Raw genomic sequence first — 14,050 nt, forward strand, 5'->3', positions numbered from 1 at the left:
TTCAATTTTGAAGGTCTTTTTTATGTTTAAACAAATTCGTATCCTGCATAAACCTGTTCGATTTCTTTCATAATTGCGAATAAATCTTCAGGAGCGTCAGTAGTAACTAATTTTTGTTTGAATTCTTTAAACGAATGAATTCCTTTAAAATAATTGGTGTAATGACGTCGCATTTCAACAATTCCCAAACGCTCACCTTTCCAGTCCATTGACCATTGTAAATGGTTTCTAGCTGCTTCTACACGATCAATAACCGTTGGAGCAGGTAAGTGTTCACCTGTTTTAAAAAAGTGTTTTATTTCATTAAAAATCCACGGATAACCAATCGCGGCGCGACCGATCATGATGCCGTCAATTCCATATTCGTTTTTATATTTTAATGCTTTTTCTGGACTGTCGATATCACCGTTTCCAAAAATAGGCATTGTAATTCTTGGATTGTTTTTTACACGTGCAATGTGCGACCAATCAGAATGACCTTTATACATTTGCGCACGGGTTCTTGCGTGAATTGTTAAAGCCTGAACTCCAATATCCTGAAGTCTTTCTGCAACTTCATCAATATTAATAGAACTTTCATCCCAGCCTAAACGTGTTTTTACTGTCACTGGTAAATCAGTTCCTTTGATAACCGCTTTTGTCAGACGAACCATCAAATCAACATCTTTTAAAACTCCAGCGCCGGCACCTCTGCAAACCACTTTTTTTACTGGACATCCAAAATTGATATCCACTAAATCAGGTTTTACAGTCGAAACAATCTTAGACGACATTTCCATTGCTTCTTCATCACCACCAAAAATCTGGATTCCGACAGGACGTTCGTAATCAAAAATATCCAGCTTCATACGGCTTTTTATTGCATCACGAATTAACCCTTCAGACGAAATAAACTCAGAGTACATCATATCAGCTCCGTGCGTTTTGCATAATCTGCGAAACGGCGGATCACTCACATCTTCCATCGGAGCAAGTAGTAAAGGAAATTCGGGAAGTTCTATATTGCCAATCTTAACCATCTTCATAATTTTTTGCAAAATTACAACATTTAGTTCAATTTGCGCCAAATTGAGGTTCAAAGGTTCAAAGTGACAAAGTTCCAAAGGTTTTATATTCAGAATCTAAATCTTTGTACCTCTGGACCTTTGCAACTTTGTACCTTTAACGATAGTCAAAAAACCGAATTGGTTTTCGGCTCATTGGGTTAAAAACCAACGGATTCAAAACTTCTCTTGAAGCAAATTCTATTTTTGGAGTTACTCTCAATTTGGCTCTAAAATGATCTTTTATTTCCTGAAGAAATTCTGGAGTCTGGTTTTTTGCTGCAATTTTAATCAGGATTTCATCAGTTCCTAAATCGTTGGTAGAAATTTCGATTAAGTGATTTTCGATATTATCAAAACTGCTCAAAACATCGTTCATCGCTGGCGGATAAAGTGTTGTTCCTTTGTATTTGATCATTTGTTTTTTACGCCCGACAACTGGTCCAACACGCAAAGTATTTCTGCCGCAAGCGCAAGGTTCATCATGTGCTTGTACAATATCTCCAGTTTTAAAACGCAATAAAGGCATGGCTTCAATACCTAAAGTAGTAAAAGTCAATTCGCCAATTTCGCCATTTTTTACAGGCATATTATTTTCGTCAAGAACTTCAACAATAATTAATTCAGGGTGATGATGACCGCCTTTTCCGTGTTCACATTCTGTAAAAGCAGTACTCATTTCTGTCGAAGCATAAGTAGAATAAAGCTTGATATTCCATTTATCAGTGATTTTTTTCGATAAAATATTCATCGAAAAATCCTGTTCTCTCAACGATTCTCCAATACAAACAGCGCCTTTAATGCTCGAATTATTATAATCAATTCCGTGCATTTCAGCGTATTCAATTAATTTTAAAAGGAAAGAAGGAACTGTAATTAAATAACTCGGATTGTATTTTAAAATCGAATCCCACTGCATTTCGGGAATTCCGGCACCAACTCTTATTACACCGACTTTTAGTTTTCGAAGACCAAGAAAATAAGCCAAACCAGCCATAAATTTTCGGTCCATTGTAGTCATTAATTGTACGACATCGCCTTCTGCAATTCCAGCGCAGGCAAACGAAATAGCTTCATTATATGCCAGACGATCTAAATCAGAATCTGTTAAACCAAAAGTTACAGGATCTCCCAAAGTTCCTGATGTTGTGGCATAATCTATAATTTTATTTTGCGGTACGCATAAAAAATCATCATTATATTTTTGTAAATCTTCTTTGGTGGTTACAGGCAGATGCTGTAAGTCTTCAAGGGTTTTTATTTTTGAAATATCAATGTTTTGTCCTGCAAAAAGTCTTTTGTAAAAAGGAGAATTTTGACTGATATAGCTCAAAAGCTCGACTAATTTCTGCTCTTGAAAATTTTTAATTTGGGCTAAAGAATCTTTTTCTATATCTGGAATCATTGTAATTTTCTTTTGATTTTTTCTAGGTATTTTTCAATTGCTGCTTTTTCAGGAGCTGTAGTAATTTCTTTTGTTAATGCTTTTTCAAAATTCACTTTTGCAGCAGCAAAATCTTTTTGCTGATAAAAGTACAATCCTGTTTTGTAATACACAACCCAATATTCAGGGTTTAACGATTGATATTGCAAAAGCTTTTCAGGAGCTATTTTTTCTTTTTTATTTAAAGAATCGTCAATCTCTTGATTTACAGTTTTAAATTTTTTAAAATTCTGAAACATTTCCGTTTTTAAGAACGGATCTTTCGGAATGTTTAAGTTTTCAATTTCGAGAGAATTTATCTGAGCTTCTGTTCTGTTTTTAAAAATAGAATTCAAATCATAGCATACAAATTCGCCCAATTGATACGGATTTGCTGATACCCAAACCAATTTTTCTTTTGGTTTGAAAATAATTCCGTGATGTGCCAAAAGCTGATTTAAAGCTTTTTCATTTCCGTAACCCAAAGCAATATTTTTTAAGCCTTCTTTATTTCTAAGAATTTCAGAAGCAATTTTTGGATTCACTTTTGGATTTTCATTCAGCAATTCCTGCATTCTTTCAAAACGATATTCAGAATGACTGTTCAGGATTTGTTCTTGGTTTCGTTTGTCATCTTTAAAAACTTCTCCTTGAAAGTGGTTCGAACAAATTAATTCACTGCTGTTTGGCGCTTCGTAAACATCCATTTTTTCTGGAGAAACTTCAATTAAAATAGCTTTGTTATCGTGAGCGCTTCCAACCATAATAGATTCAGAAACAAAAACATCTCTTTTTTTGGCGATCGCAATAGCTTCGTCCAGATTTTTAGCATGTTGTAAAATTTCTCGGGTAAGAATAGAAATTGGTGTTTTTGCAGTCAGCGGAATCTGCGATTTTGATGCGTTAATAGTTACCGTCAAACCTTCGAGATTCATTCCAGAAACCGTGCCGATCATTCCCGGCCAAGTCACCATCATAAACGGAAATCCTTCTTTTGGATTTATAAAAGCAACAATTTTATTTTCTGCAAATTCATCATTTACATAAAAATCCAAATTACGGCCAAGCAATAAATTTCCATCTTCCGTTTTTTCATTCCAAACCGCAAAAGAAGAGCAGCCAACTAAAGCTAAATCCTGCATGGCATGGCCAATATCGTGCGCTCCGTGCAGGTATAAATTGCGCTGAAATTGCGGTGCAATATTATCAAATTCATGCCCGGTATATTGAGAAACACCATAAATTTCTGCCTGATATTCATTTGGAACATTCAAATACAATTTGCGATTGTACCAGATCAAAAACTTACGAAGTATTTTTTGTTGAAATTTTGAAGGAATAAAATCCGTTATTTTAGAGAAAAAAATACGTTGCTGTTTTTGTAAAAGAGAATCGGTCAAAGCTCCAGTTGTAAGACCAATTTGTAATGGATCGCCTTCTGCATATAATTCCCAAAGTCCTTGTTTGTTTTTGAAAAACGAATTTTTTCCAGAAACAAAAACAGAGTCTGAAAGTTTTTTTACTACAGGAACGTCAGCGTTATAAGCACTAAGATCGGGTTTGTGATTTTTTGATTTCGAAGTACCGCAAGAAGTCAGTAATGCTAAAAAAGTAATGAAAAGAATAGATAGAATACGGCTTTTCATAAATGATTTATTCAGTTGTTTTATTGATTTTTTCTAATAAATATTCTTTTCCGACAATTTCAGAACAAGTAATAACAGCGCCAATCGTTACTCCAAGAACTCCGTGCATATTAACGCTTTGGCCCGTAAGATACAGATTTTCGAGTTTAGTTTTGGACGGAATTAAAGTTTTCATCGGATTATTTGAATCCTTTACATAACCATACATATTGCCGGCGTCACCACCGATATAATCACGATAAGAAAGCGGTGTAGAAGTATGGATTGATTTTATGCAATCTCGAATTCCAGGAAATTTCTTTTCGATTTCATCTAAAAATTTGGAAGCTTTTTTATTTTTAAAGTCTTCATAACTTTCACCTCGATCATTTTCATCAAAAGTGGTGTTGAATGTAGTTTCCCAAGCTTTAACATCATCGTATTTCATGTAGGTCAAAAATGTCATTCCGTCTGCCCATTCTTCTTCTTTTGCAGAAACATTCATAGAAGCCATATACGTTTTAGGCCAAGAATTTTCGTCATATTCATGAGCTGTCCAAACTTCGTCACTATTTTTAAAATGATAAAAATTATGATTGATGTATTTAAAAGTTTTAGGTTTAAAAACAATATAAAGACTGAAAGCAGAAAGAACGCCTTCAAGATTTTGAATTCTATTGAAAAATGGTTTTCTAAAATTTTCCTGTCCCGCCATTTTCAAAGTTGTTTTCGGCTCAATATTAGAAATAAAAAGATTGCCAGAAACTTCTGTTTCATCTTTCATTCTTGCCGAAATTACTTTCTGATTTTCAACTTCAAATTTGGTAACTTCTTTATGTTTATAAAATTCGCCTCCGTATTTTTTCAGTTGTTTTAATAACTGTTTTGTAATCTGACTGCCGCCATTAACGCAGCGCCAAGAACTTTCGATATAAGAGTTAACGACTAAAGCATGAACATAAAAAGGAGATTTGTTCGCAATTCCGGCGTACAGAAAATTAGATCCCGCCAAAACAGCTTTTAGTTTGTCATTTTGAGTAAAGGCATCGATTGTATCTTTCGCGTTAAGCGTTACAATTTCGTCATCATATCGACCTTCAGATTCCAGATTATAAAGAGGAAAAGAGCTGCAGACTGATTTTATTTTTTGGCAATAGTTGTAAAGATTTTCTTTTTCGTCGGGGAAATATTTGGAGAGTTGTTTAACAAAATTATCAAAACCCTGAGCATGCGGATATGCTGTTGTATCATCATCAAAAGAAATCATATCAAAACCATTTTCATCTAATTTTTTTAGATTTAAATGACCCATTATTCCGATGTATTGAAAATAACGATGCAGATTTTGACCTTCATCCAAACCGCCGATATAATGTATTCCGGTATCAAAAATGGTTCTGTCTCTTACAAAAGTCTGAAGATTACCGCCATATTGATTGTTTTTTTCGAGCACACAAACGCTGTAACCTTCCTTTGCCAGAATTATAGCCGAAACAAGTCCACCTAAACCGCTGCCAATAATGACTACATCGTAATGTTTTTTCATTTTACTTTTTATTAAAAATACTTATTGAATTTTCGTCCAAAATACATTCAAAACCAAAACTAAGAATAGTGTTTTTTAGAGCTGTATTATGAATCAAAACTATCTGAGAACTTTTTGAAGCTAATTTTTCCAGATCAATTTCTAAGTTTTCTTCAGAAATTAAAACGGTCTCAAATTGATTTGCTTCAATTTCTTCTGGTTTTTCTAAATAAGTAATTTTTCGTTTACCCGCAATGTAATTGGTTTTTGCTACGGCGCGTTTTTCTTCATCAAAAATAAATGAGAAGATTTTTCGCTGTGGTTCCTGCAAAGCCAATAATACATCCAATTCTCCATGATCATTTCCGAAACGTAAAATTTTTGCTTTTGGCGAAAAGCAATTATTCAAACGGAAGTAAGTCTCTAAATTCGTTTTGACATTGTTTTTTACATCGCGAACTACTTCATTCTCTTTGTAAGCATAACTTTGAATAAGCATCTTTTTGAAATAATCTGCGCCTTCAAATTCTTGACGCATTTTATTGAATTCAGCTTTAAAATGAGTACTTATAAGTTTTGTTCTTTCGGCATAATTTTTTCCAAACGAAAGATTATCAGGTGTAATTCTTTCTAAAATAGAAAGTCGCAAATTGCTATGATGAATAACAAAATCGCCTTTCGGAATTGCTTCTGAAGCACCATGTATCAAAATAGGCAGAATATCCAGATTGAATTCTTCTGCTAATAGAAAAGCGCCTTTGTGAAAACGACCTATTTGATTACTTTCTGAACGCGTTCCTTCTGGAAAAATAATCAAAGAATAACCTTCTTTTACTTTTTGACGAAGTGGTTCTATACCGCTGTCTAAACCTTCAGAAACAGGATAAAAACCTAATTTTCTAACGGCTCCTCCAAAAATTGGAGATTTATAAACCCAGTCGTTAACTAGAAAAATAATTTTTGGGCTTAATTGTCCGATTGCCAAAATATCGACAAATGAAGAATGATTGGCAATAATGACAGCAGGTTTTTCAAAATTTTCGCCATGCGGATTTATAACTTTTTTGGTTATGAATGGATTGCTGTAAAGTACCGATTTCATAAATTTTGAAGTCACATAACGTAGACCTTTTATTTTCTTTTCTTCTTTAATTGGAATAATCGGCATGATGACTAAACTAAAAAAAGAGACAACAATACCGCCAAAACCGTAGTAGAAAAATGAAATAATTCCGTGCATGAATGTACGAATATCTATAGGTGAATTTCCTTTTTTTGGACGATTCGAAATAATGATTTTAAAAAGAATCGGGTAGAAGATAAACGTAATAATTAGTGCTGCAAAAACCCCGATTAACGAAACGGATGAAATAGATGTAAGCGCAGGATGCTGTGCAAAAATCATGGCTCCTATTCCGAGAATTGTCGTAATTACCGCCAAAATAATTGAGGTTCTGTAAATTGCAATTTCATTAATTCCCGATGTATATTCTTTTTGCAATGCACTTGTCATGAAAATACTGAAATCAACACCGTGTCCGAAAATCAAAGTGCAGACAATCATGCTGAAAATATTCATTTGAATACCAAAAATTCCCATTATTCCAGCAGTCACAATTCCAGTCAAAGCAATTGGAATACAGCTTACAAGAACTAATTCTACTCTTCTGAAGAAGAAAAAGAGAATTAAAATTACGGCAATAAATGAATAATTTACAAGAGAATTAAAATCAGTTTTTAAAGTGCTGAAAAATGTTTCGTTCATCTGTTGACGATCGATCGCAATAACATTTTGTTTTTTTTCAGTCGATTTTACAAAAGCATCGCGCTGTTCTGGCGCTAATTTTACTAAAGTCGAAATGGTGTAAAAACCATTTTTTTCGCTCACAAATTCCTGCAGCTGTAATGCCTTAATTTTTAAATATTCTTGTGCAGAAATAGGTTTGAAACTTTGATTAAGCTGTTCGTAAAAAGCATCGTAGGTCGTAGGTTTAAAACCAAGTTTTGCACCTTGCGTGATTAATTCTGATTTTAGAAATGCTTTTTTAGAATTTTCCCAGAAAGAATTCCATTTTGCAATTTTCTTTTCTTGCTCTTCTTTCGAAAGCATAATACCGCCAACCGAACTAAAGTTTAAAACTTTATGTTCTTGTTTTGCTTTTGACAAATCATTAAAAAGCTGACTATTATGCTGTAACGCTTCTTCGATACTATTTCCGTAAGAAGCCGTGTAGATTGTTTTAGAAGTTAGACTGCTGCTTTCTTCCAATTCTTTTTCAGCTGCTTTAATATCTTTTGGAACAAAATTCAACTGAGATAAATCATTATTAAAGCCAACATCATTATAAGTAAAACAACAAATAATAGTTATGATAACGCAACAGCCGATTAAGATTTTATTATTGTGAAAAGAAAAATGAGCCAGTTTATCGATCACATTTTTTTTATGTTCTGACTGATTTTCTTTTGGTTTATATAAATGTGGTACAATTAATAAAGAGAAAAATCCAGAAGCCATTACAATTACAGCAGCAAAAATCCCTAAATCATTAAGCGCTGTAGATTTTACAAAAAGCAGACATAAAAAAGCAACAGCAGTTGTAGAACTACTCATAATTACCGGCATGGTAATGTCTTTATAAAGCGTTTTTACATCGCTGTTGTGTTTGTAATGCGTTAGAATATGGATGGAATAATCAATGGTAATTCCTAATAAAATAGATCCAATTCCGAGAGAAATTGCAGAAATCTGTCCGCGTGTAAAATATAAGAATGCAACAGCAAACAAACCGCCAAAAACAGTTGGCAGAAAAATGATTAGCGGAATCAAAATTTTGCGGTAAAACAAAATTAAGATCAGCATTAAGGTAAACATCGCTATTGAGGTTGTCAAAATAATGTCGCTCTTAATTTGTTTGGCGTTGGCAACAGCAATCATCGCCGAACCAAAATAACTGATCGAAGCTTTACCTTTAAATTTCTGATTTAAATTGTCTTGTATCGAAACCAGTTTATCGGCCAGAATGGTGTTTTTTTCTGTTTCGCTAGACGGAATATTTGAGGTAATAAAAAGAAGTAATTTCTTTTTGTCTTTCGTCATCACAAATCCATTTTCAAGCGTAAAATCATCACTAATGTTTAACTGCTGTAATTTCTTTAATGCAATAAACGAAATACCAAAAGGATCTTGTAGAATAAAATCTTTGGTTACAAATCCAGAAGGCGAAATAATCGATTTATAATTGCCTTCCACCGTAGCGGCAATACTGTCTTTTTGAAGTTTCTGTTGTATGTTTTGATAATCTTTGTCGTCTAAAAAAAGCGGTAGATTATGATATACAAAATCAATCGTTTCCTGAATATTTTCTTCGTTAATTTTTCCCTGAATACCTGTTACATAAGGTTTACAAGAACTAGTAACGCTGTCAGAAAATACCGTTGCCATTTCTCTCAAATCATCGGCAGTACCTTTTTCGTTGATTTTAAAAATAACAGTCGTTTTATCAGCAAAATTAAGTTGTTTTAAAACTTTTGCAGTGACATCTGTTTTTTCATTCGTCGGAATTAGTTTGGTTATATCTTCTTCGAATTTTAATCTAGATGCAAAAAATCCAAATATGAAAAGCATCAAAACAGCCAAAAAAACCGAAAGAGATTTTCTTCGATTAATAAATAAATGAATGGCGTAGAAGTATTTGTGCATGGATTTTTATTTTAAAATTTTTCCGCCACGAATTTCACGAATTTTCACGAATTCTTATTTGAAAAAGGGCATAAATTTATATTGATTTTTGCCACAAATTAATTCGTGAAAATTCGTGAAATTCGTGGCGAAAAAAATCATCTTAATCCTTAATCTGTGGCAAACTTAACTTAAATATTCGTTTTATTCTTAGAACTAAAAGCCGTTAGAAGTAAATAACTTATCAAACCAGCAGTCAATGCAGAAACGGCTGCTAAAATAAGACTTCCGATGATATATTGTGCAGCATTTTTTTGAATATCGTCTAACGTTATCGAACTATCTAAATGTAAAGGAGCATCTGCAGTAACAAAAAAGCTTCCGATCTTTAAAGAACCGTAAATAATAAACGGAATAAAAGGTGGAAAACTCACATTAGAAAATAAAAATGCAATCACTTTATTCAGCCTGAATAATGCGGCAAAAGTAAATAGAAGTAAGGTTTGGAAACCCCAAAAAGGAGAGAGGCCAATAAAAATACCTAAAGCAATTGCGGCCGACTTTTTAAAATTAGAATCGTCGCTTTCTAAAACATCTTCTAGGAAAAACTTTTTAAGACCTTTTTTTTTTGCGCGTCTAAAAAAGTCGCGTGGTTTAATATATAAAAGGGCATTGGTTACCAAAACCGTATTTAAAATACTGATTCGAGTAAAATCTCGAAACGGACGAAAGTGCGAAACTCTTTCTGCCGGATCATATAAAACTTGAATCGGAATGTTTTTTACCACAATTCCTTTCCAGGCTGCGCGTACAATAACTTCGATTTCAAATTCAAATTTATTAGTGTAAAATTTCTTTGGAAGTAATTTTAAAGGATACAATCTAAAACCAGATTGTGTATCGTCTAGTTTAATTCCGGTTTCAAACTTAAACCAGAAATTAGAAAATTTGTTCCCAAAACTGCTTTTTTTGGGAACATTTTCTTGTGTCATATTTCGGCTTCCGATCAAGAGTGCATTTGGCTGCTTCTGAATTTCCGTAATAAAAGACGGAATATCAGAAGCAAAATGCTGACCATCAGAATCGATCGTAATTGCATATTCAAAACCCAATTCGATCGCTTTTCTAAAGCCGTTTCTAAGCGCACGTCCTTTTCCTAAATTTTTAGGATGATGAATTTGAACGAGCTGCGAGTATTCTTTTAAAATCTCATTTGTCAAATCTGTTGCCCCGTCATTGACAATAATAACATTCGAGGAATAATCTAAAATAGAGTCTAATACTTTTTTTAGTGTTTTTTGATTATTGTAAGTGGGTACAATAACGCAAAAGTTAATCGAATTTAGTAATTCCTGCGGGGGCAAAATTGAGTTCATGAGTTTTTATTTGAAGCTTTACTTCACAAATTGTTTCTCTTTTGTAGAGAAACTGTCAGATTGTAAAACAAAGTCTTTAATATATTCTTTCAAAGTACCTGTCAATGTAGGATAGTGTACTGTTAGGAATTTTTTGTCTTCTTTAATATTTTTTTTGTAACCTGTAATTCCAGGAACATTTTCCTGAATGCTTAAACGAATCATTCTCATTTCGATATTATTCGGTTCAGAGGCAATTACAGCTTCGAGCATTTTTGCACCTTCTTTAAAGCGCTCGATTTTCTCGGTTAATTTTTTTTCGAATTTAGAATCTACTAAAATAGAAGCCGCTTTATAAGCCACCAAGATTTTATCATCGTTGGAAGTTACGCCTGACATTTTTTCTGTAAATTCTTTTGCATTTATTTCTGATTTTGCGACATCAGAATACATTTTTCGGATCGAAGCTAAGTCTGGCGTAGTAGCAGAGAAGCCGATCAATAGTAAAATTGAAAATAGTAGTTTCATAGTTAAATTTTTTTATACACTGTACTGAGTTTTAAAGCAGTTGTGCTGTTAAAGAAAGTGGTGTTTTTAACTTTAATCAAATTATCTTCTGTATGCGTAATGTCGAGTTCTAGACGTAATTCTGGTGTAGCTTCGGGATTAATCAAAGCCATAAATTTGACATTTGTCAAAGTCTGGATCAACAAAGAACTCTGTGTAAATTTTTCTGTTAGTTCTTTTATAATCTGTATCATACAAACGCCGGGCATGATTGGGTTTCCTGGAAAATGGCCTTTGAAAACATCGTGTTTTTCATTAACCAAAATGGTAACATTGTACTTTGTATCGGATACTTTTTCCTCCGACAGGACTTTGTAAAAATCTTTTAAAACCATAATTTTTATTTTCCAAATGAATAGGAAACGCCTAATTGAAAATTAATATTTGTATTGTAATCGCCAAATAAATAGTCATTATTACGATCATTCTGATAATAATCGCTGCTCAAGATATCTAAGAAACCTTTTTTAAATCGTGCTTCAAAGATAAAACCCGAAGGCGACTCATAAGCTACTCCTAAAACGAGACCCAAATCATTTTGAGTTTTTTTCACAACAAGATTGTCATTCAGCAAAATATCTAATGTTGGGCCAACTTGTAATTGAATTCCCTGAGCAAATTTAATTTTGTTGATTGCCGCCAAAGACAAATAATTCAAATTTAAATCTAAATATTCGACTTTGTCTGTTTGTGAAACTTCATCATAATAATTTCGAGCAACATTATTAGAACCTTGTCTGCTGTATGTTATTTCTGGTTGAAGCGCATAATGCTTCGTTAAATTCATTTCGATGAATCCACCAGCATAGAAATCTGTTCTGTAATCAGCATGCATTTCAGAAATTGTCGAAAAACTGACCCCCGCTCTCAAACCAGGTTTGGCACTCATTTGGGCTTGTAAATGAACTGTAAAAAATACAGTTAGAAGAAAAAATAATTTTTTCGTCATATTCTCTATTTCATTTTAAAGGTATAACTGATACCGATTTGAAAAACTTGATTTAGGATCAAATTATCGTCATAATATTCTCCATCATCATAATAGTTATCATAACCATAAATATCTATTAATCCTTGTTTTATTCTTGCCTCAAATGTAAGTCCATTTGGTAATGTGTATCCAACACCGCCAACAATTGCAAAGTCAACATCTACAGGGTTAAAACCATAATTTCCAAAATTATCATCGATTTTAAAATCTACAGACGGACCAGCTAAAACATGAAAACCACTTCCTTTAATATTCAGCTTTGCAACTGCACCTAAAGTTAGATAATTTAATTCATATTTCGTTTCATAATAATTGTCATTTATATCATAATAACGACCTTCCGAACCTTGTCTTGAATAATTGATTTCTGGCTGTAACGAAAAGTATTTATTAAATTTAATATCAACCAAACCTCCGATATAAAAATCAGATTTAGTATTATTATTGTCTATGTTTGTTAATCTCGCAAGATTTAAACCTCCTCTAAGTCCAGGGCTCACTTTTACTTGTGCCTGTGACAAATGACCAATAAATAAAACAAAAGCAATTACAACAAATTTTCTCATCTTTAATTGATTTAAAGTTTATAATTAGTTTAAATTTTCTATTCTGATTTTAAATACTGCAATACAATCTGCAGTTTAATATTTTGATGATTTATCTGAATTTTATCAGCAAAAATATTGTTTTCTGAATTAAAAAGAAGGGTAAATTTTTCTTTTGTTTTGGATGCTCGAACGATCTTTTCTAATTTATTGCTGGTTTTAGAAACAAACAAATAGTTATCTCGATTGTGATCATTAGATTTATAAATATCAAAACCATCTTTTTCAAATGCTGCTGCAATAGTATGCTCTTTTTGGAGTAGTAATCGAAAATCTTCTTTTAAAGTATTGATCAGGATTTTTCGATCAAGTTCTGAAACTATCGAATTGACTTTAAAAGATTTCTCTGAAATTTCAAAATCTAAAAGTTTGTTTCCAAATTCGGTAGTAAAAACAACACGATGAATACTGTCGTTTATTTTTTTAGCAATAAAAATTCCAGAGATTTCATTTCCATAAACCGTAATGTTTGTTTTATAAACATAATCGATTTTTGGATCTGAAAAATAAGGAACTTCGTAAGTCGTTTTTTCTAATTTTTTGGGTGTAAAATCTTTTGCGACAGAACCGCAGGAAACCAAAATTAACAGTAGAAAACAGTTAATTAGTAAAAACTGAATCGTCGATTTTTGCATTAATTACTTTGTTTTTAAGTACAATTCTAGTGTAGTCCTCAGAAGATTCTAAAAGTTTTACCTGAATAACAGTTGATTCTTCTTTATCAAAAGTCAGTTCTATTTGTTTAATGTATTTTTTTAGATCGGCATCCTTCGGAAGAAACTTTGCGATGTTTTGCCCTTTTGATTTAAAGTACGAAATCGTAAATTCTTTATCATCAAACATATTACCGCTCACGCTTCCGATAATTAATTTATTAATGCGTCCAAAAATTTTACTGTTGCCGATATCAACCGCACTTTTCTTTCCTTCGTCATTAATTAGAATCTTTCCGTTTTTAAAAACAATACTATAATTGTATGGTTTTTTATATTGCCATTGCAGCATCGAAGGTTCTTTAAAATACATTTTTCCAGAAGTTTCAATGTCTTTAGATAAAAAATCTAAATGTTTGTACTGTACAAAATCAGTGCTTAAAGTTTTGATTTTTTTAGAAACCACATTGACATCTTCTTTAAAAGCAGTGATTTCTGCTGCTGTCATTTTCTGTTCCTGAGCAGTCAAAAAGCAGATGTTCAGAAAAAAAAGAAAAGTATATAATTTAGTCTTCATTGTA

At 32.6% G+C, this 14,050-nt stretch carries 12 protein-coding genes; all 12 read right to left on the reverse strand.

Annotated features, from left to right (window positions below; genetic code table 11):
* Window positions 1-26: 26 nt before the first annotated feature.
* The 12 genes from dusB to lolA2 all read right to left on the reverse strand — a co-directional run bounded on the left by dusB (window position 27) and on the right by lolA2 (window position 14,046).
* Window positions 27-1,019, reverse strand: a complete 993-nt coding sequence (dusB, locus tag ACFSC2_RS10995) for a tRNA dihydrouridine synthase DusB (RefSeq protein ID WP_379815388.1) — start codon at window positions 1,017-1,019, stop codon at window positions 27-29.
* 142 nt (window positions 1,020-1,161) lie between these two features.
* On the reverse strand, window positions 1,162-2,448 hold the full coding sequence (gene flxY / locus ACFSC2_RS11000; protein ID WP_379815387.1) for a flexirubin biosynthesis putative acyl-CoA ligase FlxY: 1,287 nt from the start codon (window positions 2,446-2,448) through the stop codon (window positions 1,162-1,164).
* Window positions 2,445-4,112, reverse strand: coding sequence for a C45 family autoproteolytic acyltransferase/hydolase (locus tag ACFSC2_RS11005; RefSeq protein ID WP_379815386.1), 1,668 nt, complete (start codon window positions 4,110-4,112; stop codon window positions 2,445-2,447). The genes flxY and ACFSC2_RS11005 overlap by 4 nt, the downstream gene beginning before the upstream one ends.
* 7 nt (window positions 4,113-4,119) lie before the next feature.
* Complete coding sequence (locus ACFSC2_RS11010; protein ID WP_379815385.1) at window positions 4,120-5,637, reverse strand: phytoene desaturase family protein; 1,518 nt, start codon at window positions 5,635-5,637, stop codon at window positions 4,120-4,122.
* A gap of 1 nt (window position 5,638) precedes the next feature.
* Window positions 5,639-9,319, reverse strand: a complete 3,681-nt coding sequence (locus ACFSC2_RS11015; protein ID WP_379815384.1) for a 1-acyl-sn-glycerol-3-phosphate acyltransferase — start codon at window positions 9,317-9,319, stop codon at window positions 5,639-5,641.
* Between the two features lie 170 nt (window positions 9,320-9,489).
* Complete coding sequence (locus tag ACFSC2_RS11020; RefSeq protein ID WP_379815383.1) at window positions 9,490-10,674, reverse strand: DUF2062 domain-containing protein; 1,185 nt, start codon at window positions 10,672-10,674, stop codon at window positions 9,490-9,492.
* Between the two features lie 18 nt (window positions 10,675-10,692).
* Window positions 10,693-11,181, reverse strand: coding sequence for a hypothetical protein (locus ACFSC2_RS11025; RefSeq protein ID WP_379815382.1), 489 nt, complete (start codon window positions 11,179-11,181; stop codon window positions 10,693-10,695).
* 2 nt (window positions 11,182-11,183) lie between these two features.
* Window positions 11,184-11,555, reverse strand: a complete 372-nt coding sequence (locus ACFSC2_RS11030; protein WP_193845937.1) for an ApeI family dehydratase — start codon at window positions 11,553-11,555, stop codon at window positions 11,184-11,186.
* A gap of 5 nt (window positions 11,556-11,560) precedes the next feature.
* Entirely contained in the window at window positions 11,561-12,169 is a 609-nt protein-coding gene (locus tag ACFSC2_RS11035) for an outer membrane beta-barrel protein (protein WP_379815381.1), read from the reverse strand.
* 5 nt (window positions 12,170-12,174) lie between these two features.
* Window positions 12,175-12,777, reverse strand: coding sequence for a porin family protein (locus tag ACFSC2_RS11040; RefSeq protein ID WP_379815380.1), 603 nt, complete (start codon window positions 12,775-12,777; stop codon window positions 12,175-12,177).
* A gap of 38 nt (window positions 12,778-12,815) precedes the next feature.
* Entirely contained in the window at window positions 12,816-13,451 is a 636-nt protein-coding gene (lolB2, locus tag ACFSC2_RS11045; RefSeq protein WP_379815379.1) for a flexirubin biosynthesis protein LolB2, read from the reverse strand.
* Window positions 13,417-14,046, reverse strand: coding sequence for a flexirubin biosynthesis/transport protein LolA2 (gene lolA2, locus ACFSC2_RS11050; protein WP_379815378.1), 630 nt, complete (start codon window positions 14,044-14,046; stop codon window positions 13,417-13,419). The genes lolB2 and lolA2 overlap by 35 nt, the downstream gene beginning before the upstream one ends.
* Between the last annotated feature and the right edge of the window lie 4 nt (window positions 14,047-14,050).

The sequence above is a fragment of the Flavobacterium artemisiae genome, from assembly GCF_042678225.1.
Lineage (GTDB): Bacteria > Bacteroidota > Bacteroidia > Flavobacteriales > Flavobacteriaceae > Flavobacterium > Flavobacterium artemisiae.

What these genes read in the sequence shown, in the direction of transcription:
- lolB2 (WP_379815379.1), bottom strand. Translation starts at nt 13,451, where the DNA reads ATGCAAAAATCGACGATTCAGTTTTTACTAATTAACTGTTTTCTACTG.
- ACFSC2_RS11030 (WP_193845937.1), bottom strand. Translation starts at nt 11,555, where the DNA reads ATGGTTTTAAAAGATTTTTACAAAGTCCTGTCGGAGGAAAAAGTATCC.
- flxY (WP_379815387.1), bottom strand. Translation starts at nt 2,448, where the DNA reads ATGATTCCAGATATAGAAAAAGATTCTTTAGCCCAAATTAAAAATTTT.
- ACFSC2_RS11015 (WP_379815384.1), bottom strand. Translation starts at nt 9,319, where the DNA reads ATGCACAAATACTTCTACGCCATTCATTTATTTATTAATCGAAGAAAA.
- ACFSC2_RS11025 (WP_379815382.1), bottom strand. Translation starts at nt 11,181, where the DNA reads ATGAAACTACTATTTTCAATTTTACTATTGATCGGCTTCTCTGCTACT.
- lolA2 (WP_379815378.1), bottom strand. Translation starts at nt 14,046, where the DNA reads ATGAAGACTAAATTATATACTTTTCTTTTTTTTCTGAACATCTGCTTT.
- ACFSC2_RS11040 (WP_379815380.1), bottom strand. Translation starts at nt 12,777, where the DNA reads ATGAGAAAATTTGTTGTAATTGCTTTTGTTTTATTTATTGGTCATTTG.
- ACFSC2_RS11010 (WP_379815385.1), bottom strand. Translation starts at nt 5,637, where the DNA reads ATGAAAAAACATTACGATGTAGTCATTATTGGCAGCGGTTTAGGTGGA.
- ACFSC2_RS11005 (WP_379815386.1), bottom strand. Translation starts at nt 4,112, where the DNA reads ATGAAAAGCCGTATTCTATCTATTCTTTTCATTACTTTTTTAGCATTA.
- ACFSC2_RS11035 (WP_379815381.1), bottom strand. Translation starts at nt 12,169, where the DNA reads ATGACGAAAAAATTATTTTTTCTTCTAACTGTATTTTTTACAGTTCAT.
- ACFSC2_RS11020 (WP_379815383.1), bottom strand. Translation starts at nt 10,674, where the DNA reads ATGAACTCAATTTTGCCCCCGCAGGAATTACTAAATTCGATTAACTTT.
- dusB (WP_379815388.1), bottom strand. Translation starts at nt 1,019, where the DNA reads ATGGTTAAGATTGGCAATATAGAACTTCCCGAATTTCCTTTACTACTT.